Source organism: Mesorhizobium sp. M1066, assembly GCF_040318635.1.
Taxonomy (GTDB): domain Bacteria; phylum Pseudomonadota; class Alphaproteobacteria; order Rhizobiales; family Rhizobiaceae; genus Mesorhizobium.
The window spans coordinates 1-26,732 of record NZ_JAMYMR010000048.1 but is presented as its reverse complement, the minus strand read 5'-3'; the positions used below and the strand labels follow the sequence as shown (position 1 = coordinate 26,732).

Annotated in this window: 24 protein-coding genes; 3 read left to right on the top strand and 21 right to left on the bottom strand. The window is 63.1% G+C overall.

The window, feature by feature from the left end:
• Positions 1-7: 7 nt before the first annotated feature.
• From ppaT to NKH52_RS31560, 6 genes are all read right to left on the bottom strand, one after another.
• The gene (gene ppaT / locus NKH52_RS31585; RefSeq protein ID WP_352736194.1) at positions 8-1,186 is read right to left on the bottom strand and encodes a pyridoxamine--pyruvate transaminase; all 1,179 of its coding nucleotides are present in this window, start codon (positions 1,184-1,186) and stop codon (positions 8-10) included.
• Between the two features lie 26 nt (positions 1,187-1,212).
• Positions 1,213-2,019: a 4-pyridoxolactonase gene (pldA, locus tag NKH52_RS31580; RefSeq protein ID WP_352736195.1), complete on the bottom strand. Its 807-nt coding sequence runs from the start codon at positions 2,017-2,019 to the stop codon at positions 1,213-1,215.
• Between the two features lie 47 nt (positions 2,020-2,066).
• The gene (locus NKH52_RS31575) at positions 2,067-3,002 is read right to left on the bottom strand and encodes a putative B6 ABC transporter permease subunit 1 (RefSeq protein ID WP_128305800.1); all 936 of its coding nucleotides are present in this window, start codon (positions 3,000-3,002) and stop codon (positions 2,067-2,069) included.
• Between the two features lie 3 nt (positions 3,003-3,005).
• Positions 3,006-4,103 (bottom strand): putative B6 ABC transporter permease subunit 2, encoded by a 1,098-nt coding sequence (locus tag NKH52_RS31570; protein WP_352736196.1) that lies wholly within the window; start codon positions 4,101-4,103, stop codon positions 3,006-3,008.
• Positions 4,100-5,668 carry a putative B6 ABC transporter ATP-binding protein gene (locus NKH52_RS31565; protein ID WP_352736197.1) on the bottom strand — a complete coding sequence of 523 codons (1,569 nt, stop codon included), beginning with the start codon at positions 5,666-5,668 and terminating at the stop codon, positions 4,100-4,102. Before NKH52_RS31565 ends, NKH52_RS31570 begins: the two co-directional genes overlap by 4 nt.
• A 79-nt stretch (positions 5,669-5,747) precedes the next feature.
• The gene (locus tag NKH52_RS31560) at positions 5,748-6,776 is read right to left on the bottom strand and encodes a putative B6 ABC transporter substrate-binding protein (protein ID WP_352736198.1); all 1,029 of its coding nucleotides are present in this window, start codon (positions 6,774-6,776) and stop codon (positions 5,748-5,750) included.
• Between the two features lie 99 nt (positions 6,777-6,875).
• Here NKH52_RS31560 and NKH52_RS31555 point away from each other — a divergent pair, with 99 nt between their 5' ends.
• Positions 6,876-7,301: a hypothetical protein gene (locus tag NKH52_RS31555; RefSeq protein WP_352736199.1), complete on the top strand. Its 426-nt coding sequence runs from the start codon at positions 6,876-6,878 to the stop codon at positions 7,299-7,301.
• 38 nt (positions 7,302-7,339) lie between these two features.
• Here the strand turns inward: NKH52_RS31555 and NKH52_RS31550 are convergent, their stop codons facing one another.
• From NKH52_RS31550 to NKH52_RS31510, 9 genes are all read right to left on the bottom strand, one after another.
• Entirely contained in the window at positions 7,340-8,350 is a 1,011-nt protein-coding gene (locus tag NKH52_RS31550) for an ABC transporter substrate-binding protein (protein WP_352736200.1), read from the bottom strand.
• 39 nt (positions 8,351-8,389) lie between these two features.
• On the bottom strand, positions 8,390-9,205 hold the full coding sequence (locus tag NKH52_RS31545) for an ABC transporter permease (protein WP_352736201.1): 816 nt from the start codon (positions 9,203-9,205) through the stop codon (positions 8,390-8,392).
• Positions 9,202-10,032, bottom strand: coding sequence for an ABC transporter ATP-binding protein (locus NKH52_RS31540; protein WP_352736202.1), 831 nt, complete (start codon positions 10,030-10,032; stop codon positions 9,202-9,204). Before NKH52_RS31540 ends, NKH52_RS31545 begins: the two co-directional genes overlap by 4 nt.
• A 130-nt stretch (positions 10,033-10,162) precedes the next feature.
• A complete protein-coding gene (fhmpcd1, locus tag NKH52_RS31535) occupies positions 10,163-11,092 on the bottom strand; it encodes a 5-formyl-3-hydroxy-2-methylpyridine 4-carboxylate 5-dehydrogenase (RefSeq protein ID WP_127290755.1) in 930 nt (309 codons plus the stop codon).
• Positions 11,092-11,712: a glutathione S-transferase family protein gene (locus tag NKH52_RS31530; RefSeq protein WP_352736203.1), complete on the bottom strand. Its 621-nt coding sequence runs from the start codon at positions 11,710-11,712 to the stop codon at positions 11,092-11,094. Before NKH52_RS31530 ends, fhmpcd1 begins: the two co-directional genes overlap by 1 nt.
• A gap of 26 nt (positions 11,713-11,738) precedes the next feature.
• Complete coding sequence (locus tag NKH52_RS31525) at positions 11,739-12,146, bottom strand: RidA family protein (RefSeq protein ID WP_024505125.1); 408 nt, start codon at positions 12,144-12,146, stop codon at positions 11,739-11,741.
• Between the two features lie 9 nt (positions 12,147-12,155).
• Entirely contained in the window at positions 12,156-13,289 is a 1,134-nt protein-coding gene (locus NKH52_RS31520; protein WP_352736204.1) for an LVIVD repeat-containing protein, read from the bottom strand.
• A gap of 69 nt (positions 13,290-13,358) precedes the next feature.
• Positions 13,359-14,510, bottom strand: coding sequence for a cupin domain-containing protein (locus tag NKH52_RS31515; RefSeq protein ID WP_027039500.1), 1,152 nt, complete (start codon positions 14,508-14,510; stop codon positions 13,359-13,361).
• A 286-nt stretch (positions 14,511-14,796) separates the two neighbouring features.
• Positions 14,797-16,425 (bottom strand): GMC family oxidoreductase, encoded by a 1,629-nt coding sequence (locus tag NKH52_RS31510; RefSeq protein WP_352736205.1) that lies wholly within the window; start codon positions 16,423-16,425, stop codon positions 14,797-14,799.
• Positions 16,426-16,629: 204 nt separating this feature from the next.
• Between NKH52_RS31510 and NKH52_RS31505 the strand changes: the two genes are divergently transcribed.
• Positions 16,630-17,307, top strand: coding sequence for a FadR/GntR family transcriptional regulator (locus NKH52_RS31505; protein ID WP_013529856.1), 678 nt, complete (start codon positions 16,630-16,632; stop codon positions 17,305-17,307).
• 42 nt (positions 17,308-17,349) lie between these two features.
• Positions 17,350-18,897 carry a GMC family oxidoreductase gene (locus NKH52_RS31500; protein WP_352736206.1) on the top strand — a complete coding sequence of 516 codons (1,548 nt, stop codon included), beginning with the start codon at positions 17,350-17,352 and terminating at the stop codon, positions 18,895-18,897.
• Positions 18,898-18,955: 58 nt separating this feature from the next.
• Here the strand turns inward: NKH52_RS31500 and NKH52_RS31495 are convergent, their stop codons facing one another.
• The 6 genes from NKH52_RS31495 to NKH52_RS31470 form a co-directional block, all read right to left on the bottom strand.
• Complete coding sequence (locus tag NKH52_RS31495; RefSeq protein WP_352736207.1) at positions 18,956-19,708, bottom strand: GGDEF domain-containing protein; 753 nt, start codon at positions 19,706-19,708, stop codon at positions 18,956-18,958.
• A 228-nt stretch (positions 19,709-19,936) separates the two neighbouring features.
• Entirely contained in the window at positions 19,937-20,302 is a 366-nt protein-coding gene (locus NKH52_RS31490; RefSeq protein WP_352736208.1) for a thermonuclease family protein, read from the bottom strand.
• Positions 20,303-20,674: 372 nt separating this feature from the next.
• The gene (locus tag NKH52_RS31485) at positions 20,675-21,874 is read right to left on the bottom strand and encodes a type 1 periplasmic-binding domain-containing protein (RefSeq protein ID WP_352736209.1); all 1,200 of its coding nucleotides are present in this window, start codon (positions 21,872-21,874) and stop codon (positions 20,675-20,677) included.
• 92 nt (positions 21,875-21,966) lie between these two features.
• Positions 21,967-22,725 (bottom strand): lytic transglycosylase domain-containing protein, encoded by a 759-nt coding sequence (locus NKH52_RS31480; RefSeq protein ID WP_352736211.1) that lies wholly within the window; start codon positions 22,723-22,725, stop codon positions 21,967-21,969.
• 32 nt (positions 22,726-22,757) lie between these two features.
• The gene (locus NKH52_RS31475; protein WP_023809946.1) at positions 22,758-23,129 is read right to left on the bottom strand and encodes a hypothetical protein; all 372 of its coding nucleotides are present in this window, start codon (positions 23,127-23,129) and stop codon (positions 22,758-22,760) included.
• Positions 23,130-23,190: 61 nt separating this feature from the next.
• On the bottom strand, positions 23,191-26,732 hold a 3,542-nt coding region (locus tag NKH52_RS31470), incomplete at its 5' end, for a beta strand repeat-containing protein (protein WP_352736210.1).

Sequence of the window (26,732 nt, the reverse complement as noted above, 5' to 3'; positions counted from 1 at the left end):
TGTCTGTTCAGGCGTCGGCGTCGATCACGGCCAGCGCCGCGTCGATGCCCTTGCCGATCGCCAGTTTCTGGCCGGCCGCGTTCATGGCGCCGCCAAGCGCCGTGAGCGCCGCGATCGCATAGATCGGCTGGGCGGTCGGACCCATATGGCCGATGCGTGTCAGCTTGCCCAAGGTTTCGCCGCGGCCAGACGAAAACACCACGCCGTAGCGGGCGCGCGCGGCCTGGCGAAGCGCCTTCTCGTCGATGCCTTCGGGCGTGCGCACGGCGGTCGTGGTCGGCGACGCGATCTTGTCGCTGGCGGCCCAGATCGACAGACCCATCGCGGCAACGCCCGCGCGCATCGCCTTGGCAGTGAGCGCGTGGCGCGCCCACACCGCCTCCGGTCCCTCATTGAGGTAGAGGTCGAGCGCGACATCGAGCCCGTTGATCTCCGAGACCGACGGCGTGAACGGAAACGGCTTGTCCCGCGACCAAGCATTCTCCCAGTCGACAATGCTCAGCATCGACGCGCGGGGGGCCGCCTCGTTGCCCTTCATCTTGGCCCAGGCCCGCTCGCTGACACCCATCATCGTCAGGCCGGGAGGCGCGCCCAGGCATTTGTTCGGGCCGGTGACATAGATATCGGCCTTGCAATCCTCGGGATGCGTCTTCATGCCGCCAAAGGACGAGACGGCATCGACGATGAGATAGCCGCCATGCGCTGAAACCAGCGCACCGATGGCGTCGATCGGATTGATGGTGCCGGACGGCGTGTCGTGGTGGCAGACGGAAACGACGGTGATCTCCGGATGCGCCTTCAGCATTGCCTCGACCGCCTGCGGATCGATCGCCTCGTTGTAGGGCACCTCGATCTCGAGCAGATGTGGCGAATAGCGCTTCGCCCAATAGCCGAACCCCTTGCCGTAAACGCCGGAGGCAAGATTGAGCACGACATCGTCCGGCGTGATCAGCGAGGCCGCGGCGGCCTCCAGGCCAAGCACCGGCTCGCCATGCAGGATGACCGGCTTGTTCGACAGCCGCATCGCCTTTTGCGCCTTGTCGACCACACCCTCGTAAAAAAGCTGGAACGCCGGGTCGTAGTCGTAGAGCACCGTGCGTCCGAGGCCGCGCAGCACTTCAGGATAGGCGTTCACCGGCCCCGCGGTCAGGGTGATGACCGGATCGGCATGTTCGAGATAACGCATCGTCTTGGTCTCCGGATTGCAGGTGGTCAGCCGTAGAATTGCGTGCCGGTCCTGTAGGTCTTGAAGTTGTCCATGTCGTGCGAGTACATCAGCTCGGCGCCATGGTCCTCGGCGAGTTTCTTCACCTTGCGCATCGAATTGACGCCCGCCACCGGGTCGATGTGGAAGGCCGCCTGGCACAGCGTTTCAAGGCTCTTCTGCGTATAGGCCGCGTCGATCGTGAACATGATCGGCTTGCGCTTGGGGAACTCGACCAGCAGGCTGTAATGGCCGATCGAATGGCCGGGCGTCGAGATCAGCCGGACGCCCTTAGCGAGGTCGATGTCGCCATCGACCCCCTCGAAGGTCGAGTTGGCGCGTGTCGTGCCCGCCAGCAATTGCCCGGTCGCGCCACGGGCCTCCGCCGCTTCCGCCGAGAAGCTCAGGTCGGAATAGCCGAGATGCTCGAAAGGCTGCGGATTGCAGGCCTGCGGCACTTCGGTCCGGTGACAGATCTTCTTGGCATGCGGAAAATACTTGTTGCCGCCGCAATGATCGAAGTGGAAATGCGAGTTGACGACGACGTCGATGTCCTTTGGCTCAAGGCCGAGCAGCGCCAGGGCGCCGGGGATGGTCTGGTGCTTTTCCTGGATCGGCTTTTCGAACGGCAGCACCTTCATCACATGATCGTAGTCGTAGCCGGTGTCGATGAGGAACCGACCCTCGGCATGCTCGATCAGGATCGAATAGACGGGGAAGCGCACTTCACCGCCAGGGCCGCGATTCCAGAACACATGATAGCCGTCGAGAACGAGCGAGCCGCCGTCGAGCAGGTAGACCTTGGTATCCGACATTCTTGCCTCCTTTATTGGCGCGGGTCCCGTCCGCGCATGAATTGTGCTCAGCGCGCGCCGCGCTCGTATGGAATGCCGAGCGCCGCCGGCAGGCTCGCGCGCCGGCCGAACAGCACCAGCATGATCATCACCGCCAGGAACGGCAGCATCTGGATGATGTCGGTCGGTATGTTGATCCCGGCCACCTGCATGGCCGTCGTCAGCGACAGGCAGACACCGAACAGCAACGCACCGAACAGCACCCAGATCGGGCGACCGCGCGCCAGCATGGCCAGCACGATGCCGAGAAAGCCCGCGCCATTGGTGATGAACGGAATGAACAGCCCAGCCCCGACATTGGCGAGATAGGCGCCGCCGAGCCCAGCCAGCGCTCCGGTCGTCAACACGGCGATGGTGCGGGTCCGCACCACATCGATGCCAGCGACATCGAGCGCGGCCGGCTTGTCGCCTGCCGCCTGCAAATTGAGGCCGAGTTGCGTGCGCCGATAGAGGTAGCTCATGCCGAAAACCAGCGCGACCGCCAGATAGACGATCAGATGATGCTTGAAGAATGCAGGCCCGATGACCGGGATGTCCGAAAGCAGCGGAATGACGGTAGCATCCGCCGCGGGCAGGCGCGGGTAGCTGCGTGAGAACTGGAAATGGTGGAGCAGTGCCGTCAGGCCCTCGAGCCCCAAGGTCAGCGCGATGCCGATGACGATCTGGTTCAGCCCGATGCGCACGCAAAGCAGCGCCATGACAAGCGCCACCGCAGCACCCCCGACGGCACCGGTGAGAAAGCCCAGCCACAGCGACCCGGAATAGAAAGCGCCGACAAAGCCGAGATAGGCGCCGGCCAGCATCATGCCTTCGATGCCGATATTGAGCACGCCCGCCTTCTCGGAGATCTGCTCGCCGAGCCCGGCCAGCAGCAGCGGGATCGCCGCGGTGACGGCGCCAAACAGGAGCGCGCTGAGAAAGACTTCGCTGAACAGCCCGGTCATGCCCTAGGCCCTCCGCGACTGGTTGTATCGGTGATCGAAATATTCGGCGAGCGCGAGCACGATCAGCACGATGGAAACCAGCACCAGCGTGAAATGATTGGGCACGCCAAGCCGGCGCGCCGCGCTCTCACCGCCGATCGAAAGCACCGAAAGCAGGAACACGAAGCCGATGGCCGCAAAGCCGTTCATGCGGGCGAGAAACACGGCGGGAATCACGGCAAGCCCATAGGCGGGATTCCAGTCGGCGCGGACATTGCCCTGGACGCCGATGATGTCGACGGCGCCGGCAAGCCCGGCCAGCCCGGCCGAAATGGCGAAGACGGCGACGGTCAGGCCGGGGACACCGAGCCCCGAGTGGACCGCCGCGCGTGGATTGGCGCCGACGATCCTCAGCTTCAGCCCGAACGCCGTGCGTGTCATCACCAGATGCACGATGACGATCGCCGCCAGCCCAAGCAGCAGGCCACTGGTGATGGTCGTTTCGAACAGGCGCGGCAACCGGTCCTCCACCGGCAGCGTGCGCGTCTGCGGCACGGTCGTGGCTGGGTCACGAAACGCCAGCTTGACCAGCACATTGGCGAGCGAGGTGCCGAGGAACGTCATCATCAGCGTGGTGATGATCTCGTTGACACCCTGATAGGCACGCAGCAGGGCCGGCACCAGCGACCAGATCATCGCCACCACCATGGCGATGAGGAACGAGCAGACCAGCGCCAGCCAGGCTGGCATGATCTGAACGAACACGGGAGCGCTGGCAGCCGCCGTCACCGCGCCGAGCAGGAACTGGCCGTCGCCGCCGAGATTCCACATGCCCGCGCGAAAGGCGACGATCAGGCCGGCGGCAAGAAACAGCAGCGGCGCCATGCGTGTGAGCGTCTGCTGGATGCCGAGCGGCGAGAACAGTCCCTTCTCCAGCACGAAGCCATAATAGGCGAGCGGGTCGACGCCGACGGCAAGCAGGATACAGCCGGCTATGACAAGAGCGATGAGGATCGGGCCGAGCGTCATCAGCAGCCGGTGCGCGATGTCGCGGCGCGTCGCCGCCCCGCTCGTGGCATCGAGTGCGGTGGCACTGACCGTGGGTGCGGTGTCGATGCTCATGCGGCAAGTCCGATCATCAGGCGACCGACCTTTGTGCGGGCGTCGTCGGCATTCTCGACGGTGCCGACCAAAGCGCCGTCGGCGATGACGGCGATGCGGTCGCACATACCAAGCAATTCCTCGAGGTCGGTGGAGATCAGCAGCACGGCAAGGCCACGCGCCGCCGTGTCGCGAATGCGCTGGCGCGACGCCAATGTGTTGGCGAGATCGAGCCCATAGGTCGGCTTGTTGAAGATCACCACCTTGGCGCCCTCAGCCAGTTCCCGCGCCAGGAGCACCTTCTGGATGTTGCCGCCGGACAGCCGCGCGACAGGCGTCTTCAGGCTCGGCGTACGCACATCGTATTCGCGCACGAGCTGGGCGGCACGCTTGTCGATCTCCGCGCGCTGCTCGACGCCGTTGCGCCAGAACGGGGCCGCGCCGACCTGCTTGAGGAAGAAGTTGATCGAGACCGGGAAGGTGCCGACAGTGCCCTCGCCCAGCCGGTCGTCGGTCAGGTAGCGAAGGCCGCGCCGGCGGCGCTCGCCGACGCTCAGCGTCTCGATGGCGATGCCGTCCAGCCGCACCGAACCGCTGGTGGCTGTACGCTGGCCGGCCAGCGCTTCCGCCAGCTGCTTCTGGCCGTTGCCGTCGATGCCCGCTATGCCCAGGATCTCGCCCGGGCGGATGTCGAAGGAGATCGACGACAGGCCCGGTGCATTGTCGGTCGGCGCAACCGCCAGATCCGCGACCTGAAGCAGCGGGGTCGCTTCTGCTCGGGCAGTGCGGACCGGACGCTCGACGGCTTCCGGATCATCCTTCTGCTTGCCGAACATCAATTCCACGATCTCGGAGACGATCTCCTGTTCGCCCAGCGTGCGAAACCGCTCGGGCGGGATCTCTCCGACCTTGCGGCCAAGCTTCAGCACCGAGATGCGGTCGCCGAAGGCAGCCGCCTCCTTGAGCTTATGGGTGATGAAGACGATCGCCAGGCCCTGCTCGACAAGGCGGCGCATCAGCGCGCCCAGTTCGTCGATGCCTTTCGGCGTCAGCATGGAGGTGGACTCGTCAAGGATGAGCAGCCGGCTGTTGCGCAGCATCGCGCGCAGGATCTCGACCTGCTGCTGCTCGCCGAGCGACAACTCCGATACCTTGGCTTGAAGCTTGACGGTGATGCCGAGCGTGCCGGTGATCTCGGTGACGCGCGCCGCCAGTTCCTCGGTCCTGGGGCGCTGCCACCACGGCCCGCCAAGCAGAAGGTTCTCCGCCACCGTCAGCGTCGGCACCAGCATCATGTGCTGGAATACGGTGCCGATGCCGAGTGCCAGCGCATGGCGCGGCGAGGTGATCGGCGTCGGTTTGCCGTCGACCAGTATGCGTCCTTCGTCCGGCTGCTGCAGGCCGGACAACATGCCGATCAATGTCGATTTTCCAGCGCCGTTCTCGCCCAGCAGCACATGCACTTCGCCCGGGCGGATCGACAGGTCGACGCTGTCATTGGCAACGATGCCGGGGAACCGTTTGGTCACGCCTTCAAGCGCGACGATGTCGCGCCCTGCAACGGACGATGAAGAAAAACCGCTCATGAAAGCCCAGCACCAAAAAAAACGGGAATCGTCCGGAGGGGTGAACGGATCACCCCTCCGGCAGTTGACCGTGATCGCCTTACTGAGCGACGCTGGTCATCAGTGCCCTGACGGCGGCCGCGTCATAGACCGGCTCGACCTTGATCTCGCCGGAAATGACGTCCTCGCGCAGCGCCTGGATTTCCGTCCAGACATTGTCCGGGATCGCAGCGGTCTTCAGCAGCTTGACCGAGTCGTCCTTGAGGCCGATCGTATAGTGTTTGGTGCCGAACGTGTCGGCCTTCAGGTCGGCAATCATTGCCGCATAAACCGGCTCGATGTTCCACACCACCGACGACAGCAGGAAGCCCTTGTCGATCGGTGACTTGTCGCCGATGACATCGATGAAATAGACCTTCCCGCCATCGGCTGCCTTGGTCGTCTCGACCGCCTGCAGCATGCCGAAGCTCGAACCGTTGCCCTGGCCGAAGATGATGTCGGCACCGGATGCGATCACGCTTTCGGTGACGCGCTTGCCGCCGGCCGCGTCGCTGTAGGCGGCAGGGCCGATCACCGCATAGGTGATCTTGACGTCAGGGTTTTCCGCCTTCACGCCTTGTGCGAACGCCGCCGACTGCGAATTCCACGATGGCGGTTCGCCCGAGACGACGATGCCGACCGACTTGGAACGCGACACCTTGGCGGCGAGACGGCCGGCGAGATAGGCACCCTCGTGGCCGCTCAGCGTGTAGTCGGCGACAAGGCCCTTCTCCAGGCCGGCTGGCGTGTCGACGATCGCCACCGGAACTTTCAATTCCTTGGCGATTTCGGGCGCCGAGGTGTTGTAGCCGCTGGCATGCGCGATCAGCAGGCTGGCGCCGTCGGAGGCAAGTTCCCGCAAGGTCGGACGAACGTCGCCATAGCCGAGACCCTGGGCCACGACCACTTCGACACCTGCGGCTTTGCCCGCCGCCTTGGCAGCGTCGATGCCTTGCTGGTTCCAGCCATAGTCCGTGCCTTCTTCGGGCGTCAGGATGGCGATCGACTTGACCTCGCCGGCAAGCGCGCCGCTCATCAAGACACCGCTCAATATAACTGCACTTACACTGCTCTTGAGAATCTTTAACATGTTACCCTCTCTGTTTGATTTACCAATCAACATTCTTATTGTTATTGCGCGAAAGCGAGATAGACTGCCTGTGAAATTTATATATGGAGCTCAGGCAAAGTGAAGATCCGTTATGCCCTTCCGGTGATGCTGGCGTTGTCGTCCTTCGCCAACGCGGTTGAGTTGCACCATGTCACCGTCCGCACCGGCACTGACGGGCTCGACATGGTTCCGTTGACGATTTCGAATGCGGGCAGCGAAGGCCTCTCCTGCAACGCCGACTTCGCCCACTGGTATTCAGCCGGGATCGCAACGATCGAGCCGGGCAAGAAGACCCGCGTCGAGCTCTGGTTCGATGCGAAGACCGGCACGTTCACGATCCTCAACGACAAGCGCGAGAACCTGCCCGTCGAGCGGCTGTGGTGCGGTCTGGCGAGCCGGGCATATGCCACCCGCGTGCAGGTCACGCTCGACCGCGCCGATGCGGCGAAAGGCGAGCGTGATGTGTCCTGCGCCATCGCGCGGGACAGCCTGGTCTGCCGGTAGGGGCTCATCGAGCTTTCCGTTCGAACACTGCGCGCCTCCTATTCTTTTGCCAGGAATGCGTCGGTGAAGACGTCGTCCGCCGACAGAGCCGCCTTGAGCACGCTCTGGTCCGTCAGTGTTTTCAGGGTCTCCTCCCACTGCGTCTTCGTCATCCAGCCGAGACCGTGTTCCTTGGTGTCGGGGCTGCTGAACGTCGATGCGATGTCGGCGTTGATCTGCGCCAGCAGCACGTCCTTCTTGTCCGCATAGCCGGGCGCTGCCTTGGCCGTGATCTCGGCGGCCTCTTCCGGATGAGCCACGACATAGTCGAAGGCCTCCCTGTATGCCTTGACGAAGCGGCGCACGACGTCCGGCTTGTCCTTGATCATCGCCTGCGAGGTGAACAGGCCCGAGCCATAGGCTTTCCACCCATGGTCCGCCCCCATCATGATGCTGAGCGAGCCGGGGCCTCCGGCCTTCGCCTCCAGCTCGGGAACCTCCGCGTCGATATAGCCGACGACCGTCTGAACCCGGCCAAGCAGCAGATAGCTTTCGTAAGGCGGCGAGACGCTGTTCAGCGTCATGTCCTTTTCGGTCAGGCCGTTGGCGGCCAGGAAACCCTTGAAGAAGATGTAGGTGGAGCCCGCCGGATGAATGCCGATGGTCAGTCCCTTGAGATCGGACGGCTTTGTGAGCTTCAGTGTCTTGGCCAGCGAAATGATCCCCAGCGGTGAGTGCTGGTTGACGGCCGCCAGCGCCACGACCGGGACATTCTGCGACCGTGCGACGGCAAGCGTGGGAAGATCGCCGAAGCCGAAATCCGCGTTCTCATTGCCCACCAGCCGCATTGCGTCCGGCGAGCCGGATCCCTTGCGGATCTCGGCCACATCGATGTCGTTCTTGGCGAAGAAGCCTTTTTCCTTGCCGACGAAGAACATGGCGTGATTGCCGCGCACCACCCAGTCGAGCTGGACGTTGACCTTGTCCGCCGCCAGAGCCGCGTTGGAAAAACCGAGTGCTGCAACAAACGCCGCGAAGGTAGCGGCCTTGATAAGTGAGCGTCTCAGCATTTTTTGTTCCCTTTTATGAATTTGGTTGATCGAGCGGGCCTAGGACTGGCTGAATTTCGGCGCCCACGGCACCACGATGCGTTCGAGGATTTCGGCGGCGTAGTAGAAGGCGATGCCAAGCACGGAAACGAGCAGCAGCGCTGCAAAGACCAGCGCCGTGTCGAGTTGGGTCGAAGCGAACTGGATGACGTAGCCGAGACCGTCCGACGCCCCGGCAAATTCGCCGACGATGGCGCCGATCACGCTCAAAGTGGCGGCGATCTTGGTTCCGGCCATCAGGTTCGGCAGCGAGTGCGGAACGCGGATCCCGAACAGGATCTGCGTCGGGCTGGCCCCGACCGAATTCATCAGCGACAGCAGCGAGCGGTCGACCGATTGCATGCCCGCCAGCATCGAGAGCGTCACCGGGAAGAAGGCGATGACAAGGATGAGGCCGATCTTGGGCGCCAGCCCATAGCCGAACCAGAGGATGAAGATCGGCGCGAGCGCGACTTTCGGCACGTTCTGGAACAGCACCACCAGTGGATACAGCGCGCGTCCCAGCCAGTCGAAGCGCACGATGACCAGCGCAATGGCAATGCCGACCACGACCGAGACCAGGAAGCCGAACAGGATCTCGCCCGCCGTCACCAGCGTCGCCTGCATCAGCGTGCCCCATTGCGCCACCAGCGACTTCGCGATCTCGGAAGGGGCGGGAATGATGAAGGCGGATATGGCAAAGATCCGCACGGCGGCTTCCCACAGCACGATCGTCACCAGCAGGAGAATGACCGCCGGCAGCCAACTGCCGGTCGCCGCACTCCAGTTGGAGGCGAGCCGCGGCTCGGAAAGATCCGTGATGGGTTGGTCGCTCAAGACGCGCCTCCCGGCTGATGGCTGGAGCGCAGCATCGTTCGCAACTGGACCACCAGCCTGACGAACTCCGGATCTTCGGTGACCGACAGGTCGCGTGGATAAGGCAGCGCAATGTCGAGGCTCTCGGTGATCCGCCCGGGCTTGATCCCCAGCACGTGCACATGGCGCGACAGATGGATGGCCTCGTCGATGGAATGGGTGACGAGCACGATCGTCTTGCCGGTACGCTGCCAGATTTCCAGCAGCGACTGACCCATGGAATCGCGGGTGATGGCATCAAGCGCGCCGAACGGTTCGTCCATCAGCAGGACCGCCGGATCGAGCGCCAGGGCTCGTGCGATGGCGACCCGCTGCCGCATGCCACCCGACAGCTCGTTTGGCCGCTTGTGGGCGCTATCGCCCAGCGCAACCAGCTCCAGCATCTCCTGCCCGCGCGCCCGCAATTCCGAGCGCGACAGCGACTTGTCGGCGATGCCGAGCAGCATCGAGGCATTGTCGACGGCGTTCTTCCACGGCAGCAGGTTGGCGTCCTGGAAGACGAGGCCGATCATCCGCTTGCGCGCCGCCTCGACCGGCGCGAGCCCGGCGATCGAAACACTGCCCTGGGTCGGCTGCACCAGCCCGGCCAGCACCTTGAGCAAGGTGCTCTTGCCGCAGCCGGAAGGACCGATAAGGGAAACGAACGATCCCTTGGGCACCGAAAGATCGATGTTGCTGAGGATCAGCTGCCGGGCGATGACCACCGAAACGCCTTTGGCGGAGATCAGATCGTCATGGCGGATATGGGCCGGCCTGTCGCCGGCGGCTCGGATGGTTTCAATGCGCATGGCTTGTCGCCCCGCGCGCTTTCGTCGGCCGCAGCCGCGCCGTCTTGATGGCGAAGGCGCCCTTCACACAAACAGCCGACCGGTGGAACTCCTCAAACCGGCCTGCCCTCTGCGCACCATATGACATTGGCTACTCCCGGCCTTCCAGGATGCGCCGCACCGCGACGAGCTTGCGCGCCCGCTCGCCTTGCAGCGCCTTTGTCTGCTCGGGCGTGTAGGCAAACATGCCCTCGCCCGACTTGATGCCGAACTTCGACGCCGCCGTCTTCTCCAGCACCATCGGCGCGACATCGTCGCGGTTGGAGAGATCGGCATTCAGGAAGGACGAGACGGACTTGTAGATATCCAGCCCCGCCATATCGAGCAGCGCCATCGGGCCGATGACGGCAATCTTGTAGCCGATGCCCCAGGATACGCAGGTGTCGAGATCTTCAGGTTCGATGACGCCGCGCTCGACAAGGTCGACAGCCTCGCGCAGCAGCGCATAGAGCACGCGGTTCTCGACGAAGCCCGGAACGTCCTTCTTCACCACCACCGGCAACAGTCCGATCGAGCGGATGAGGTCGCGGATCGTGGCCACGGTTTCAGGCGCGGTCTTTTCGCCGCCGATCACCTCGATCATCGGAATGATGTGCGGCGGGTTCGACCAGTGCATGCCGACCATCCGCTCGGGATGCGAAATATGCGCCTGCAGCTTGGTGATCGGGATGCCCGACGTGTCGGAAGCGACGATGACGGACGGGCCGATCAGCGGATCGATGTCACGATAGGTCTGCGCCTTGATGTCGATATTCTCGGGCACGTTCTCGATCACCAGTTCGGCGCCATCGACGGCCTCGGCGATCGTCTCGACGAATCGCACGCTGCCGGCGCCTGTCCCGGGCGCCTTGATGTCGAGACGATCGAGCACGCCGCCGGCGAGATCGAGCATGCCGCGGGCACGCTCGACCGACGCCTGTGAAACATCATACGCCGTGACATCGAGGCCGCCGCGCGAAAGCCGCGCGGCGATGCCTGGACCCATCGTTCCCAATCCGATGAGAGCGGCGCGCTTGATCATCATGCCGCCTTTGCGGGAGCAGCAGTGGTTGCCGCCTTGAAGGCCGGCCGGGTGGCGATCGCGGCCACCCAACGCTCCAGATCGGGCATCGACGGCCGGTCGATCTTGAAGTCGACGCAGCGCTTCAGGATCGGCGCGCAGGCGATGTCGGCAAGGGTCAGCTTGTCCAGCGCCAGGAAGTCCTTGCCGGCCAGGTGGCCATCGACGATCTTGAGTTGCGCGAGAAGGTCCTTCACCTGTTCCTTGTATTCGGCGGTCTGTTCCTCGGGCGTGAGCTTGGCGCCCTTGAAGGCCGCCAGATAGCCCGGATTGACCGCCGCCAGCAGGAAATCCATCCAGCGCTCGACCTCGGTCTTTTCCGCCGGCGTGGCGCCATTCAACTGTTCGCCACCGAATGCCGCGAGATAGCGCAGGATGGTGTTGGACTCCCAGATCACGGTGTCACCGTCGACCAGCGTCGGCACCTTGGAGGTCGGGTTGAGCGCCTTGTATTCCGCCGTCTGGGTGTTCTCGAACTGGCGGCCATAATCCTCGCGCTCGTAGGACGCCCCAAGCTCTTCGAGCATGAAGAGCACCTTCTGGACGTTGCCTGATGTCTGGCGGCCTAACAGCTTGTACATGTCGTCTCCTCGATTGTGTCCAATGCCTACTTGCTCGCTGGGAGCGGCTTGTAGACGATCGCGTCCATTTCGATCTTGGTGTTGATGACGGCCTTTGCCTCGACGGTCGTGCGCGCCAGCACGGCATCGCCGATCCCTTCGAGGAATGCCTTGTTGTAGCGGCCGAAATCGCGCGTATCCTCGAGATAGGTGGTGATCCGCACGACATCCGACAGCGTCGCGCCCTCATGCGCGATGACGCGCGCGATGGTCTTCAGCGTGGCCAGCGTTTCTTCCTCGATCGTGCCGCTGATCATGTTGTTGTTCTCGTCCTTCGGCACCTGGCCCGAGACGAAGATGAAATCGCCGGCACGCACCGCCGGATGAAACGGCAGGTTCGGGTTCTTGTTGCCGATGGCGTAATGGCTGGCGGATTTTCGCGTGCTGTCGCTCAATGCCTGCTCCTAGAGAACGGTGGTTTCGATGATGTCGACGCCACGGATGCGATCGATCAGGTAGACGATGCCGCGGTCGTCGATGGTCACGTCGTTGGACGAGGAACGCTCCGCCCCCTCGGGCGCGTCGGGCACGAAATGGCCGACCTCCTTTGGCGCGAACGGGTCGGCGATGTCGACGAGGCGCAGCCCCTGCGCGAACCATGCAAACGGAATGATCGTGCCCTTGAACCGTTCGGAAGGCTGATGGCAGCCGGTCATCTGTGGCTGCGGTGAACCGTCCAGGTCGAGGCCCGGCACCTGGAAGGTCGAGATCGGCAACGGGTTGGTCTCGTCGGTGATGTCGTAGATCCACGTGAAGGCCGGCGGTGATGGCCGAAGCTTGGCGACGTCCTCGTCCGCCACCACCATGATGTTGCGGCCCTTGAGCGGCTGTGGAATTGGCAGGCAGGTGTGGGTGGGATGCGGAAAGCTCGGGCTCGAATTGACGTGCGAGACCAGCTTCGGCTTGGTGATGTCCGAAATGTCGAGGATGAACAGGCCGTGATGCCAGTAGCTGACATAGAGCCGGTCGCCCATGCGCAAAGGATGGTGGCAACGCGGCGTGACATAGTCGTGCCAGGGGTATTCCTCGCCGCCACCGGTCCACTGGCCGGGTATCCACCAGCGTCCGACCTCGACCGGCTTTGTGGGATCGATCAGGTCGAGGATCATCACGATGTTGCCGACATAACCGTCGGCGGTCGGCGAGATGTAGACGTAACGGCCGTCGAAGTCGTAGCGGTGGACGCCCTTGCCGCCGGTTATCCATTTCGAGATCAGCTTGGGCTGTGCCGGCTTGGTTGTGTCGTAGAGTGCCAACCCGCCGCCGAAATCGGCCGGCCCGGCGTCGCCAAAGCGCTCGTGGTTGATGATCATCAGCCCGTCCTTGGCGCGCACCTTGTGCGAGTGCCAGCCGGGCGGAACATCGATCGTGGCTATCTTGCGCGGATTGCGCGGGTCGGAAATATCGACCAGCGTCGTGCCGCTCGGCGGCCGCATGTGGCCGATATAGAGGATGTTGCCGTCGACCCAGACCTGGCCGCCGCCTGGGCAGTCGACATGGCCGATCTGCTTGGTGTTGAACGCCGAAACCAAATGCATACGCCCTTGCTGCTGAAACGTCATTTCAATGACCCCGCCGCCAATGGCGGCGGGGCAGTAGGATGGGAACTAGACGAGACGGAGCAGATCGCCGGCCTGGTTGCGGCCCCAGCGCTTGTAGAGGAGCAGCGCCTTCTGCGTCGGCGCATCGGTGGCGCCGAAGAAGATCACCGGCTCGCTCGACGAGCCGTTGACATGCTCGACCCAGGAACCGCCGGGTATGGCGATGGTGTCGAACTGGTTCCAGTCATATCGTTTGCCGTCGATGATCGAATGGCCGTTGCCGCGGAACGGCGCCAAGAGCAGGCTGGCGGTCTCGCGCTGCGGCAAGGTCTTCTCGCCAGGGCGCAGCATCTGCACGTAGAAATTGATGGTGTGGAAGACGGGGCCGCCGGTCGTCGGATCGACATAGTCGATGACGATGCCTTCATGAGGGTCGCCATCCCAATCCTTGTGGGCATCGAGGACCGCTTCCATCTTCTCCCAGCGATAGACATACATCGGCGACGACAGGCCGCCGCCACGCTTGTGGTCGACGAAACGCGGCATCAGGCCGCCCTCGCCATAGATGCGCTGTGAGTAGTCACCGGGATAGCGGGCGGTCTGCACCTTTTTCTCGACTTCCTTGCCGTCGACCATCTCGGTGTATTTGTGGTCGAAATGGACGGCATGCAGCGTTTCGACCAGCGGCAGGTCGAGCACCGAAAGGTTGACCGCCTGCTCGCCGCCGACGGTGCCATGATTGTGCCAGGCGTCGTTGGGCGTCAGCACCATGTCGCCCGGGCCGAAGACCACGTCTTCGCCCTCGACGCCGGTGAAGTTGCCCTTGCCGGTCAGGCCGAAGCGGATGGCGCTCGGCGAGTGCTTGTGCGGCGGCATGATCTCGTCGGGATCGTTCAGGCGGTAGGCGGTGTACATGGTGCTGACCGATGCACGCTTGGGCGCAAGGCCAGGATTGACCAGGATCAGCGAACGGCGCTCGCTGTCGTCCATGGTCACCAGTTCGGCGGCGCGCTGCAGCAGCGGCTCGATGTCCGAATAGGACCACACGAAGGGAACGGCCTTCGACGTCGCCATCAGCTGCTTGATCTCGTCATGGTCGACGCCTTCCGACGTCGCCCAGAACGGAAACATGTTCTTAGCGTAGAGGGCGTCATAGAGGCCCTTGAGTGCTGCCTTCTTGTTGGTGAGCACATCGTTAGCTGGTTGCGCCAGGGACATATCGGACACCTCTCGTCACGAAGAAAATACTTCTAACCAACTCAACCGTATTCGCATTGGTTTTGCGCGACAATACCCAAATTGCGAATTTTATAAGTTTTTGGTTGAGGTGCATTTTTGAGAGGCAAATGCCCAGAAACAGGCAGAAATAGCCCAAGGATGCTCGAAATATGGCTTGAAATCAGGGCATGAAGCCGCCTCGTCACGGCCATGCGGATGCACATGACAGTCCAACCAACGCAGTTTTTCAGTCTCAACCAAAAGACTTTGGTTGTATTCCGTCTTATCAGGCCGCCACGCTCTGTTGAGCGCGGCTGCGGATCAGATCCGCGGCCTTTTCAGCGATCATGACGACCGCCGCATTGATGTTGCCGCAGACGAGGTCGGGCATGACCGAGGCGTCCACGACACGAAGTCCGGCGATGCCGCGCACCCGCAATTCCGGATCGACCACCGATGCCGCATCGACGCCCATGCGGCACGTGCCGGCCGGATGATGCACCGTGATCGACGTCTTGCGGATATGCTCGTCGATCTCTTCGTCGCTCTCGCATTTCGGGCCGGGGAAGAACTCCGCACCGACGAACGGGGCCATGGACGGTTGGCTGGCAAGGTTGCGCGCAACACGAAAGCCGGCGCGAAGCGACTGCCAGTCGCGCTGCGAAGACAGGAAGTTCTGATGGATCAGCGGAGCGGCAACCGGATCGCTCGACGCCAGCTTGACGCTGCCGCGGCTCTCCGGCTGCACCGCAACGATACGGGTTGCAAAGCCGTCGGCGAACGGCGCCTTGAACGGCGACATGTAAGGCCATGCCCCAAGCGGTGCGGCGGTGAAAAGCAGCTGCACGTCCGGCAACGGCCGGCTTGCGTCGCTTTTCAGGAATGCCACGACGCCGCCAGGCACATCTCCCGAAAAGCCCTTTCCGGTGAGATAGGTCTTGACGAAATCCAGCCCGATACGATCGGCCCGCATCATCTTGAGAAACGGTCCCGGCTGTTTGCGCCGATACATCAGGATGACCGAAACATGGTCCTGCAAATTCTTGCCGACCTGCGCACGATCAACCTTGGTCTCGATGCCATGCTCCGTGAGCTCGCCACTGTCGCCTATGCCTGACAGCATCATCAGCTGCGGCGTGTTGATGACGCCGCCGGCAAGCAGGACCTCGCGCCGCGCGACAATTTCATGGCTCGCCCCGCCTCTGGTATAGGCGACGCCCGTTGCACGGCCATCCCTGAGCAGGATCTTGGTCGCCATCGCGCCGGTCAGCACCTTGACATTGCCGCGGCGCATGGCCGGCCGCAGATAGGCGGTCGCGGTCGAGCAGCGGCGGCCGTTGGCAATTGTCATCTGCAGGCGGCCGAAGCCTTCCTGTATGGCGCCGTTATAGTCGTCGGTCTGCGGATATCCGGCATCACGGCTGGCCGTCGCGAAGGCATCGATCAGTTCATCCTTGTAACGGCAGAACTGGGTGTTTAGCGGCCCGCTGCCGCCGCGATACCGGCTTTCGCCCGCTTCCCAGCGCTCCTGCTTCTTGAAATAGGGCAGCACCTTGTCGAACGACCAATCCGTCAGGCCGCTTGCCGCCCAGCGATCGTAGTCGCCGCGATTGCCGCGCACATAAGCCATGGCGTTGGTGGAGGAAGAGCCGCCGATGACCTTGCCACGCGCGCATTCGACCTTGCGCCCGCCGACATTGGCCTCGGGCTCGCAGAAATACATCCAGTCGTGGCGGCGTTCGGTCAGGATCTTGCCCCAGCCGAGCGGGATGTGGATCATCGGATCGCGGTCCCAATCCCCAGCCTCCAGCAGAAGCACCGACACGACAGGGTCTTCGCTCAGCCGGTTCGCCAGCACGCAGCCGGCCGATCCCGCACCGACAATGACGTAGTCAAAGGTTTCGCCAGCCGGCATGCGTGATCCTCGGGAGAAAGACGGTCCGCCGCGATGGCAACCGTCGACATGGGCAGTCAACCATCGCGCAACTGGTGTTGTCAACCATTGCGTACAGTTGTAGATTGGTTGAATTGGTTGAGTGCCGTCGAACAGGTTTTCGTGTCACAATATGATGTCGGGACGTTGAGTCGGCGGTCTGCCGATCGGACAGGAGATTTGGTTTTGAGCGCATTCGAGCCGCAGGTCGGACCATCGGATCTCGACGACATCATCGCCGCGGTCCGCCAGTTGCAGCAGGGCGGCGGCAAACTTCCGTCCGAGCGCGATCTTGCGGAACATCTGAGCGTCAAGCGCCATCAGCTTCGCAAGGCGCTTGAAGTGCTGCGCCTTTCGGGCGACCTCAAGCCGGCGCGCGCCAGGCGGGCGCCGACCGCCCTTCCGAGATATGGCGAGGAACTGGTCAGGGTAACCAATCCGATCGAGGTCCTGGAATTGCGCCTGATCATGGAGCCGGGCCTTGCCCGACTGGCGTCGCTGCGCGCCTCCTCTTTCGAGACGGCGCGGATCCTCGACGCGGCAACCACGCCTGAGAACGCCCCGTCGGGTGAGGTCGACTTCGCTTTCCATCTCGCGATCGTCGCCGCGGCCCGCAACCACCTTGCCGCGGAATTCTACAAGATGCTGCGCCAGGTCGGTGTCGATGCGCGGGTGAAGGTTGCGCGCACCGCGGCACCCACCTGTCCCAAGCGGATAGCCCACCGCGACGGCGAGCATCGCCTGATCGCCGAAGCGATCTCGCAGCGCGATCCCGAAGCGGCAGAGGCCGCAATGCGCGCGCACCTTTTGTCCGTGCAGAGACAGATCATGGAACGGTCGAATGCCGGCGCCTTTGCCGCGTGATCGTATCACCTCTGACATCGACCCTGTGCGGGGAATTTCAAATTGAAACGTCATTTCGACGTGCTGGTGATCGGCGCGGGATCCGCAGGCTCGGTTGTTGCCAGCCGGCTCAGTGAAGACCGGTCGTGCCAGGTCGGCCTCATCGAGGCCGGGGCGATGCCGGCCGATCCCGACATCGCCGATCCGCTTAAGTGGACGATGCTCCAGGGCCGCGCCTACGACTGGAGCTACCGGACCGTGCCCCAGCCCTTCACCGCCAACCGCGTCCATGAATGGCCGCGCGGCAGGATAGTCGGCGGCTCGAGCTGCCTGCATGCAATGGCCTATGTGCGCGGCCATCCCGATGATTTCGAACCTTGGGCACAAGCCGGTGGCGAGCGCTGGTCCTATCGGGGGTTGTTGCCGGGCTTCATCCGCAGCGAAGCCTTCACCGCCTTCGATGCGCCGACACGCGGCAAGAGCGGCCCGCTGGACGTCTATCTGCCGGACGCCGAGGTCAGTCCGGTCGTGCGTGCCTACATCGCCGCCGGGCGATCCCTGGGCGCTCCCGCCCTGAGCGACCACAACAGCGGCGAACTGGTCGGCACCAGTCCCAATTCACTCAACATACGTGACGGCAAGCGCCTGAGCGTCGCCGACGCCTATCTGCCGCCGCGGGTCATGGCGCGGTCGAACCTGACCTTGCTCGCCGGCCACGAGGTCGAGCATCTGGTGCTGGACGGCCACAAGATCACGGGCGTGAGCGTGGTGTGTGGGGGTGAGACCGGAACGGTGTCCGCCGACCGGATCGTTCTTTGCGCCGGCGCCGTGTCCTCGCCGCTCATCCTCATGCGGTCGGGCATTGGTTGCCCGGATACGCTGAAGCAGGCTGATATACGCTGCCTTGCCGATCGCGGCGATGTCGGCCGCAACCTGCAGGATCATCTGCTGGCTCTCGGAAATGTCTACAGCACGAAAAGGCCGGTGCCGCCTTCCCGCCTGCAGCATTCCGAATCGCTGATGTATCTGCACAGCGACGACCCGACCCGCTCTACCGGAAGTCCCGATATCGTGCTCGCATGCGTCGTCGCCCCGTCAGCGGCCGAGGGCCTGAATGCCCCGCCCTATGGCTCCGCCTTTACCATCCTGTGCGGCGTCACCCATCCGACAAGCCGCGGGCGCATCACACCGAGCGGCCCGGGCCGCAACGACGCGCCGGTCATCGACCCGCATTATCTGGAAACTGAACACGACCGCGCGACATTCAGGATGGCGTTGAAGCGGGCGCGCATGGTCGGCCATCATGCGGCTCTGGACGAATGGCGCGATACGGAAATCCTGCCAGGCGCACCGGTCCAGTCCGATGCCGAACTCGATGCTTTCATCGCCAGGGCTGCTTCCACCCATCACCATCCGGCCGGCACGTGCCGGATGGGTCGTGACACTGAGGCCGTCGTCGATCCTGACTTGCGGCTGAACGGCTTCGACAATGCCTTTGTCGTCGACGCCTCGGTGATGCCGGCGATCCCGAGCGGACCGATCAACGCGGCGATCGTCGCCATCGCCGAAACCTGGGCGGCGTCTTCACGGGTCACCCCGTCGGCAGCGTGACGGCGGCCGCGTCCGACAATTCTCCTGGGTTCCGAATGGCTCTGGTTCCCAGCGACTATCAGCTATGGAGATGCGTCAGTTCAAACGCGGCTCCGTCCTGGACGCCGGCCATGCGCTGCTCGGCGGACCGGAACATGTCCGCGAACTCCACCTGGTTTTCGAACACCACGCCGCCGACCTTGACGGTCAGGGCATCCTCGGTCCCCTTCGGCGCGAAATAGACTTGCGCGATCCGCGCCTCGATACGCTCGCCGATTTCCCTGGCTTCTGCTTCGGTCGCACCGGCGAGGAAAACCCCGAACATAGACGTTCCCATGCGTCCAACCAGATCCTCCGCGCGCACCGACGATTGTATGGTCGAGGCTATAAGCCGCAAGGCTTGATCGCCCCATTCAAGACCAAAGCGCAGGTTGATGGACCGCAGATGCTCCGAATGGATAACCAGGAAGGCGCCCGATTTAGGCCCCGGCACCGACGGCCTTGCCGTTCTTTTTTCGACCATCGACGTGAAGACCGCTCCATTCAGGCAGCCGGTCGTGGTGTCGAAGGTTGCCGACTTGTCGAGTTCCCGGCGATAGCGACGAAGCTCGATCTGTTTCAATCCAACGAACAGAAAAAGCGGAACACCAAGGACAACAGGCAACAGGATTGCCGTGATCATGCTGCGCCCAAATGGCGTCAGCGCCTCGGAGAACAGGAGCAGATAATTGAGGCCGACGGAAACGCCCAGGATTGCAGTGGTTCCCAGAAAGGTCAGCAAAGCGACGCCTCTCCATGCCTGGGCGGTGGTGGTCGCCATAGTCTTTGTCACTGGCCGATCTCCTGTGGATGGGCTGGTATAAGGCCGGTGTGTTGCAATTTCAGTTTCAAGGAACCTTGCAATTTAATCGATTGCGCGATGACCCCATCAAGGCTGCAGGCGAAATGGCTTGTTCCCAATGCATGACCTCGGCTTTGGGAAAAGGACATGCATGAAGGACAAGACGCAAAGCTGCGCCCGTGGCGATCAACAAACAAAACATCAGGGTTGAATGGCAGGCTATTGTGCCGGGCCGAATATGCCCATCTCAGCCTTTCTGGCCGTCGCCTCCGCCTTGCCGTAGATGCCGCTCGGCAGCGCCGTGGCCCAGCCGTTGGAGACAAGCCAGGCGCCAACATCCTGCTTGCCCAGCCTGCATGGCGCGGCGACGGCAAAACGCTCGACGTCCGGCGGTACGAAACAGTGCAGCCCGCGTCCCCTCAGCCAGGAATTGAAAACGGCGCGTGCGCGCAGGCCGCAAGGCCAGGTGACGTCATGAAACGAGCAGGAGCTGTCGAGATCGATGCCTCGCACTCCGCTGATGACCACCTTGCGGCCCATGGATTCGAACATCGCCGACGATGTGGCAACCGGGCGGTAGAGCAAGACCTCCCGCCAATCCCCAGGCATTGGCGTTTTCGGGGGCACGGCGAGACCGAGCTCGCTGAGTGGCGGACGGGGCTCGGTCCGTTCGATCTCAGCGGGATCAAGCCGTGGCGGAGCGATCAGGTCTTGAGCAACCTTGCGCGCCGGCTCCAGGCGTTGTGCGCCGGCTACCGGGGCAATCGGCCGGATAGGCTGCGTATCGTCAACATCCCGCGACGGGGCACGGACAGGCCGATCGACCGAAAGCAACGCCCCACCTTGAATGATCAGCAGTATCCCGGCCAAAAGCAGCAGGCTTCCGAGCGCGATCGCCAAGCGGCTGCGGCCCGGCCTGCCCATCAGCTTGAACAGGATCTCAGGGATTTGCGCCGGTCAGAAACCCGACGTCGATTTGGCAACCAGCTTGAGCGCACCTTTTTCAATCCGATAGAACGGCATCGAGCGTTCGCTGGATCCGTCGGCCCGAAACCGGAACAGGCCGGTCGACCCGCGAAAGCCGTTTGGATTCTCGAGAACCTTTTTGCTGAAGCCATCAGGCCCGATCGCGCTGGCAATCCCTGCCGTCAGGGCAACCATGTCATAGGCATAGGCCACATTGACGTCAGCGGGATAGTTGTATGCCGTCCTGAAGCGGTCGGCGATCGGCCCGGTTTCACTTGGATCGAGCGTGGCGATAAACGCCCCCTCGAAGAGCGGATCCATGGGGTGCTCCAGCCAACGGTTCGTTCCGACGACGGAGATAATCTTTCCCGGAATGCCCTTCGATTTGAGGGCGGCAAGGATGGGCGACGGACTGCCATTGCCGCTGGCGACAATGACGGCGTCGGGGGCGTCCACGAGCGAGCCCATTTCGTCGACCGCCTTCGCGGCGCCGTCGCCGGCAGAATATCGGAGAGTGACCGCGAGCGCCGCGCCGTAGATGCTGAGGCTGTTTGCGACCCGCTTCTCCATGGCGCCGGCGTTTGGGCCATCCGCGACAAGCAGTACGAACTTCTTGCTGCCTTTCGCGGCCAGTCCCGCGGCGCCCGCGGCGGCGCTGTCCGCTTCGCCAAGGAGCACAGCATAAACCCCGGCGCCGCCGGCGAAATTATCGGCAAGCGCCAGAACCGGTGGCCGCTTCGATCCCGAAAGCGTGGCAATATGCTGGGCTGCCGTCAGTTCGGTCGGGCCGATCACGACCTTCGAGCCCGTCGTTATGGCCGTTATCGCCATTTTGCTGGCCAGTGCGCTGTCGCCTTTGGTGTCTTCTACCGTCAGCGTCAGCAATCCATTGCCAATATCCGTCATCGCCAGCTTGGCCGCATCCAGCATCTTCCTGCCGTTTTCGCCCGCTGTTCCGGAGCCGGACAACGGCAGCAGCATCGTGACTTTTGTCGAACCGGTGCCCAGCGACTGGGTCGCCTGGGCGGGACCGGCAGCAACGGCCCCATTCTGCCCGGCAGGCGCGGCAACCGCCGCCGGATCGAGCACTTCGGACACGCCGCCTTTCGACTGGCAGCCCGACACGACCGCGGCGAGCGCCAAGGCGATTGCCCATGTCCACGGACAGTGGACCTGTCGGCCAGCTTCCATGAATGCTCCACCCCTATGTGCCGCCGGATATTGTTCCCGGTCTGGTCTCCAACGCATGTTACGGCGGACTTGCAGTGCCGTCTGTAGTTCTTTTAGCCGCCGAAAAGCCTGTCTCTCAGCGCCCTGATCTGCCTTGCTTGCCCCACACTTCGATAGTCGGCGCATTTCATGTATCGCGGCCCGGCCACGAACACGCGGCGCACGCACACACCTTTTTCCTGGGCAGGGGCTCCACCCTCCCCTCCTGGCGAAAATGCGGCAAAGCCAAATGTCGCCACCGGCAACGGCCCGGTCACTTCAATCCCTTCCCTTGCCAGGATTGCCCGTGCACGCTGGCAGTAGCGGACCGAAAGGACCGAGAACCTGCTTTCATTGTGCCCGGCGCGATACTTCATGACGGTGGTGCACAGATCGCCCGCCGCCAGTCTGTTGGCCTGTGCAAGATATCTGACTCCCAGCGCGATGTTGGTCGCCGGCGCGCTCAGATCATCGAGGGAGCCTCGAAAGCCGAGCATCCTGGCCGTCGCCGGCATCACCTGCATCAGGCCGACTTCGCCGTCGGCGCCCTGCACGCCGGGATCGAAGCCGCTTTCGATCTCCATCACCGCATGCGCCAGCAGCGGCTCCAGGCCATAGATCGATGCCTGGCAGCTGGCAAATGCCTTAAATGTCTGCCGGGTCCACTCCGTAGCCGGATCACAGCGCACTGCCTGCTTCAGGCCGGACGAAAGCCGTTGTTTCACGGACGGTCGTTCCAGCCAGTTGGCACTGGCCGGCGTGACCGTTTGGACAAAGCCAAACAACACGATCGCGCCCGCGACCGCCTTCAGGAAGGATCCGTCGGCTGTCATGATGGCCAACAGGCGCGGGTTCGCCTATCCGGTCAGTGCATGTACTCGACCATGCGATCGTGAAAACACTCGCATTTGTTGAGGGTGTCTTCGTCCTTGTAGTTCGTCTTCAGGTAGCCGTAAGCCATGCCGCAGGCGACCTTGGCTTCCGACGCCCAGACGAAGACGGGCCGGGACGAGTTGATCCACTCCGAGCTGTTGGCGGCGGCGACCGACTCGTCCATCAGCTTCACCACCTGCTGCTTGAGATCGACGATGTTGTCGTTCAGCACCAGGTTGGACGTGCCGACGACACGGCAATAATCGCCCGTCGGGCCGTCGATGATGTCGGCGGCATAGCCCGTCGACCCGACTGCCAGCAACAGCGTCGCGGCGGAAACCAGCAGTCTTGCAGAACGTTTCATTGTTGAGCTCCCCTAGATATTAGCGATGTATAACATAGTCGCGTGGCCACGCGCTACGGCGTTAGATCGTTGCCGTGTGTTGTGTGTGGGTCGTGTCGTCGTAAAGTATCGTGATCGTGCCCGCGGCAGGTCCGTTCTGCAACGCGGCAACATCCACGAAATTGGCCGCATTGCCTGAGCCAGTGGTGTCGACACTGAGTGTCTTCGTGTCGGCGTCGTAGTGCACATAGTCATTGATGTTGCCCCCCGACACCGTGTCGAACAGCGCGCTCAGGTCGATCTTATCGCCCTCACCACCAGGGCCGGTGCCGTGGTAGTCGGTGATGAGATCCTTGATGTCGAGGTTGTCGAGCTTGAAGGTATCGGCGCCCGCGGTTGCCGTTTGTCCGGTGGTATCGAAATTGCCGAAGCCGATGTCGGCAACCGCACCCGTCTCGCCGCTGGCGGTGGTGAAAGTCGATCCACCATAGGTCAAGACAGAACCGTCTTCCGAAACGGAGTGCTGATTGTCACTCGTAAGTCCGATCTCGACGATACCCAAAGCGGCAAGACTCTTGAACTCGCCTGAATCTGACACCCCATTGCCGTTGGCGTCCTGCCAGACACCAAATTGCCCGAAATCGTGATCGGCGGCAGTCAGCTTGCCATCGTGGTTGGTGTCGTAGACCAGGGCAAGCGCAGCAAGATCGGTTGCCGCGCCAACAGCCTGCTGGGTGAAGACGATCTCCGAACCGTTGTTCACCTTGCCGTCGCCGTTGAGATCGATCGCCAGGATGCCGTCATGGGTGTCGACCCAGGCGGTCTTCGAAGCGACGCCATCGCCATTATAGTCGAACGAGACGGTAGAGTGCGTGAGATCCGTGGTGTGGATACCGTCGTGATTGAGGTCGAGCAGAACCGGAGCAGCAACCGCGTTAGGCGTCAAACCGTCTTTCACGTGAACGGTGAAACTCCCCGCCAACGTCTGGTCGCCATCGCCATCCGTGAGTTGCACCGTCGCCCCAATCGTATGATCGACATTGGTGGAGAGCACCCCGATTTCGCTTAGGTTAAGCTTAAAGCCACCGGGTGAGGATACGTCATACACGTCGATCCATGCGATCTGTTTGCCGCTTGACGATTGGACGGTCTGCCCCGTAGCGCCAACCCCGGAAATGAATGACTGCGTGGTTCCATCGACATAGTGGGCGACGTACTCGATCTTGTCGCTCGCGCCGAGTGTCTTGGTGTATGAGAACGTGGCATAGGTGGCGTTGGCCAGAGCGCTGGGCGGCAATGGTGCCCCGTAGGAACCACCAGCGCCGTCGTAGTCGTTGAGCGCTCCGAAGTCGAAACGCATGAACTGGCCTGGAAGGAAGTTGTTGCCGCCGAGGCCCCAGCCCTGGTCCGAGCCGTTAACATCGTTTCGCTGCGTCAATGCCGGATTGCCGCCGGCCAGCCAAGCCGCCTCGTGCGCGGCATTAAAGGCACCGCCGGCGTCGGTTGGCGCCCAGCCAGTCACCATGGTGACTAACTGGTGGGTCGCGGGGTTCTCCACGTATTTGTTCGTTGTTGGGCCGCTGCCGAGCGCGCCCTCCGACGCGTTCGCCAGTTTGGTCACCGTGCCGTCGAGCGGCGCCAGCAGGTCGAACGTGTACTGCCCCGAAGTACCGGCGTTGGGATTCACGGTGATGGTAAAGACCGCCGTATCACCTGCATCATGGCTTCCGCTGTTGTTGTTGTCGGCATAGGCGGTAAGCACATTGCCCGACTGCTCTGTGATGAGAGTGTGGCCGGCCGATGTAATGCCGGTCGTGTTGGCAGTGATCGTCATGGCGGTCCCGGCTCCGTCGGCGCCCGCGACGAAATGGAGTGTGCCAATCGCCGGCGTTTGCGACGGGTCGTTGCTCGCCTGCTGGCTCTGCACCACGCCCAATGTCGGCACGTCGTCTTGCACATTGATATTGACGATGCCGGTGGTGGTGTCGCCATCGGTATCGGTCGCCACGACCCCGACATTGCCGATCGAGCTGATCTGAGCACCATTTGCCACAATGTGCTGCAGGTTGTCGCTCAGGGTCGCCGTTACGGTGACGCTACTTGTCGCTCCAGCCGCGATGGACCCGGGCGCGTTCAGGTCGAGCGTCACTGCAAGCTGCGTATGAGCGGCGTCGAGATACCCCTTGATCTGGGTGCCGGACACCGATTGCCAGAAGATGTCCTGGCTGCCGTTTCCATCCAGGTCGGTGACCAGGCCTGCCGTGCCCGAGAACGCGAATGAGGTCAAAGCGTCCGAGCCCGCCGTGAACGACAGAGCCGGCGTGCTGTCGGTCTCCGTGGTCAAGGTCGGGTTTGAACCCGTCGCTCCGGCCGTCAACAGCGCGGCCTCGTTCAGATCCAGCGTAATCGGAGTGGGCGTTGCCGCGACAGCTCCGTCATTGATGGTGATGATCAGCGTCGTCGGCGAAGTGTCGCCGTCGCCGTCCTTCAGCGTGTAGGTGAAGGTGTCGGTCACCGCCGAGGCGTTGCTGATGTTGGAATTGGCGACGTAGCTGTAGGTGCCGTCCGGGCTCAGCGTCAGCGTGCCGTACTGGCCAACGACATGGAAGTCGCCGCCCACCACTGTGGTCGCACCGGTGCCCGTCGCGCCGCTCACAGAAGCGCCGTCCGCACCCTTGGTGTCGGCGCCGGTATCGGTATCTCCGGCATCGCCCGCCGAAGCATCCGTAATCACGTTGCCGCTCGCCGTGCCGCCCTCTGTGACGCTGTCGGTATCGGCGTGTGCCGTCGGCACGTCGTCGACAATGTTGATCTGGAACGAGGCGCTTGGATCGTCCGCCACATTGCCGTCGCTGTCGGCGACATGCACCGTGAACGTCTCGAATGGCGTTGCGTCCGTGGCATGATTGACGTTGGTCCCCAGCGTATAGCTGTAGCTCACCGTCGTCCCGTTGATCGCCGTGATGGTCAGCGTGCCGTAGTCGCCGGCAACCGTCGCACCCACCGCAACCGCGGTCCCGTTGATCGTCACCGTCGAGGCGCCGTCGCCGTTCGTGTAGCTGAACGTGCCCGCCGTCGTCTCGGAATTGGTCAGGGAAGCCGAGCCGGCCGGAAGGCCGGCCTCGTCAACCGAAGTCCCGGGCGCCCCAGCCTGCGGAACGGTGACCGTCGGCACGTCGTTGGTGCCGTTGATGGTGATCTCGACCGTTGTCGTCGAGATGTCGCCGTCGCCATCGGTCAGCGTGTAGGTGAACGTGTCCGTCAGATGCTGGCCGGTGGTCAGCGCCTGGACCGCCGCAGCGCCGTTGTTCAGCGTGTAACTGTAGTGGCCGTCCGCATCGATCGTGATCGAACCGTAGCTGCCCGCCACGACCGACCCGACATGGCCCGAGGCCGATGCGACCGTGCCTGCTTCGACGCCCGTTACCGTCGCCCCGTCCGCGCCCTTAACGTCGGCAACGCCGTCCGTCACATTCGCGTCCGCGCCGCCGCTGGCGGTGATGACGTTGCCGTCCGCGACCGTCGCACCGTCTTCCGTCACGCTGTCGGTATCGGCGTGTGCCGTCGGCACGTCGTCGACAATGTTGATCTGGAACGAGGCGCTTGGATCGTCCGCCACATTGC

Excerpts from the sequence above, each read along its gene's own strand:
- NKH52_RS31485 (WP_352736209.1), bottom strand. The coding sequence starts at position 21,874 with ATGGAAGCTGGCCGACAGGTCCACTGTCCGTGGACATGGGCAATCGCC.
- NKH52_RS31575 (WP_128305800.1), bottom strand. The coding sequence starts at position 3,002 with ATGACCGGGCTGTTCAGCGAAGTCTTTCTCAGCGCGCTCCTGTTTGGC.
- NKH52_RS31540 (WP_352736202.1), bottom strand. The coding sequence starts at position 10,032 with ATGCGCATTGAAACCATCCGAGCCGCCGGCGACAGGCCGGCCCATATC.
- NKH52_RS31530 (WP_352736203.1), bottom strand. The coding sequence starts at position 11,712 with ATGTACAAGCTGTTAGGCCGCCAGACATCAGGCAACGTCCAGAAGGTG.
- ppaT (WP_352736194.1), bottom strand. The coding sequence starts at position 1,186 with ATGCGTTATCTCGAACATGCCGATCCGGTCATCACCCTGACCGCGGGG.
- NKH52_RS31565 (WP_352736197.1), bottom strand. The coding sequence starts at position 5,668 with ATGAGCGGTTTTTCTTCATCGTCCGTTGCAGGGCGCGACATCGTCGCG.
- NKH52_RS31475 (WP_023809946.1), bottom strand. The coding sequence starts at position 23,129 with ATGAAACGTTCTGCAAGACTGCTGGTTTCCGCCGCGACGCTGTTGCTG.
- pldA (WP_352736195.1), bottom strand. The coding sequence starts at position 2,019 with ATGTCGGATACCAAGGTCTACCTGCTCGACGGCGGCTCGCTCGTTCTC.
- NKH52_RS31520 (WP_352736204.1), bottom strand. The coding sequence starts at position 13,289 with ATGCATTTGGTTTCGGCGTTCAACACCAAGCAGATCGGCCATGTCGAC.
- NKH52_RS31510 (WP_352736205.1), bottom strand. The coding sequence starts at position 16,425 with ATGCCGGCTGGCGAAACCTTTGACTACGTCATTGTCGGTGCGGGATCG.
- NKH52_RS31480 (WP_352736211.1), bottom strand. The coding sequence starts at position 22,725 with ATGACAGCCGACGGATCCTTCCTGAAGGCGGTCGCGGGCGCGATCGTG.
- NKH52_RS31515 (WP_027039500.1), bottom strand. The coding sequence starts at position 14,510 with ATGTCCCTGGCGCAACCAGCTAACGATGTGCTCACCAACAAGAAGGCA.
- NKH52_RS31560 (WP_352736198.1), bottom strand. The coding sequence starts at position 6,776 with ATGTTAAAGATTCTCAAGAGCAGTGTAAGTGCAGTTATATTGAGCGGT.
- NKH52_RS31570 (WP_352736196.1), bottom strand. The coding sequence starts at position 4,103 with ATGAGCATCGACACCGCACCCACGGTCAGTGCCACCGCACTCGATGCC.
- fhmpcd1 (WP_127290755.1), bottom strand. The coding sequence starts at position 11,092 with ATGATCAAGCGCGCCGCTCTCATCGGATTGGGAACGATGGGTCCAGGC.
- NKH52_RS31550 (WP_352736200.1), bottom strand. The coding sequence starts at position 8,350 with ATGCTGAGACGCTCACTTATCAAGGCCGCTACCTTCGCGGCGTTTGTT.